The organism is Rhizobium sp. 2YAF20 (genome assembly GCF_052114685.1).
Lineage (GTDB): Bacteria > Pseudomonadota > Alphaproteobacteria > Rhizobiales > Rhizobiaceae > Rhizobium.
In genome coordinates this window covers 1-1,515 of the sequence record NZ_JBFRFF010000116.1, presented here as the reverse complement: position 1 = coordinate 1,515, position 1,515 = coordinate 1, and the positions used below count along the sequence as shown (strand labels likewise).

Sequence of the window (1,515 nt, the reverse complement as noted above, 5' to 3'; positions counted from 1 at the left end):
GGGACCGGCGACCTTTCTTCTCCGGGTCGCCCAGCCGAAAGCGCCAGCGCCCCTTATGACAAGGAGCAACGCAATGGATGGACAGCATTGCATCGAGCCGACTGAGGATGCCGGATTTGAGCTAGATCCGCTTGCGGTAACGGCGGCGAAGATCGTTCTCGCGACCATCGCGAACCTCTTCGAGGACAAGATGCTTACGTTCGCAGAGCTGAATGTCTTATATCAACTGTCGACTGCCGGGGCAGTTTCGGAAGCGCAGCTCGCGCAATCGACCGGCCTYGCGTTGCCTTTGTTGAGCGAGATCGGTTGGTCGCTCTTGGCAAGTGGTCTCGTGCTTTCTGACGACGATCGGTTGGAACTATCGCCCACCGGCTACCGGGTATTGCATAACTTGCACCTTGTTGTCGCGGGCGCGCTSCCAGCAATGCTGCTGGAGACGCCAATGCGCCATAGCCCGGCAGAAACACCCGCGGATGTCATGGCGGACAGAGAGGGATGATCAGGCAACAGCGGCCAATCAAGCCGCGTAGCGTTCGCTCGAAGATCGGTTCCTCCAACTTGGAGAGTGGCATCGCGGTCGAGGACGAATCCAAGACCGTCGAGCGGATTGTCTGGATACGACGGTTTTCTCCACTTACTCCGTTTGATCTCGTGGCGATCGCAATCAGCCTGTCGCTCGCGCTTTTCGCGCTATCTGAGGTCGTGGCTACGCCGAACGTTTCGTCCGTGGGGTCAAACCGTCTCGACGCAGAGACGACGCGCGATCCCGCCGATGCCGATTGTACCTACCTGACCCACCGCACATTCGAGGGCTGTTAAACGAAAGCATCTAGAGAAACCAACGCGGCCGTTCTCGCATGCCGCATGCCCCCGGAGCAACTGCCACGTGTGAGACGGCGCGGTTTCGGTCGTTTTCAACATCTCAGCTACTAACATGACAATCGCCAACAAATCTTCCGATGCACCGGAACACATGATTGGAGCGGGGAATTCAATGTCCGACAATGCCTGGGCCTTTCGGATGCGTTTTTCCCGAGCTGCTTTTTTGATAGCCCGGACTGGTCTCTGACGACGAGGAAGCCCGCGTGGCCGATGCGATGCGGATGGGCGAGCCTCAAGACGCTTCAGGCCGCACCGTCAACTCGACTTTTCCGTAAAAACTGTGGTCCGATAACAAAAAGGGGCTCCGGTTAACCGAAGCCCCTTGTGGCAAATAGCAAATCAATCCGGAGAACCGGAACTGATTACATCATACCGCCCATGTCGGGCATGCCGCCGCCAGCAGCGTCCTTCTTGGGAACTTCTGCGATCATGGCTTCGGTGGTGACGAGCAGGCCGGCAACCGAGGCCGCATTCTGCAGAGCCGTGCGAACAACCTTGACCGGATCGACGATACCCATGGCGATCATGTCGCCAAATTCGCCGGTCTGGGCGTTGTAGCCGTAGTTGTCGGTGTTGCTTTCAAGGATCTTGCCGACGATGATCGAACCTTCGTCACCGGCATTTTCAGCGATC

At 57.8% G+C, this 1,515-nt stretch carries 3 protein-coding genes; 2 read left to right on the top strand and 1 reads right to left on the bottom strand.

Annotation, left to right across the window (positions count from 1 at the left end; all coding sequences use genetic code 11):
- Positions 1–73 precede the first annotated feature (73 nt).
- Positions 74–499, top strand: a complete 426-nt coding sequence (locus AB4Z52_RS36150) for a hypothetical protein (protein WP_442222603.1) — start codon at positions 74–76, stop codon at positions 497–499.
- Positions 496–819 (top strand): hypothetical protein, encoded by a 324-nt coding sequence (locus tag AB4Z52_RS36145; protein WP_442222602.1) that lies wholly within the window; start codon positions 496–498, stop codon positions 817–819. Before AB4Z52_RS36150 ends, AB4Z52_RS36145 begins: the two co-directional genes overlap by 4 nt.
- Positions 820–1,244: 425 nt before the next feature.
- On the opposite strand, the gene AB4Z52_RS36140 is transcribed toward AB4Z52_RS36145, so the two are convergent.
- A partial coding sequence (locus tag AB4Z52_RS36140) for a TCP-1/cpn60 chaperonin family protein (RefSeq protein WP_442222601.1) occupies positions 1,245–1,515 on the bottom strand: 271 nt, incomplete at its 5' end.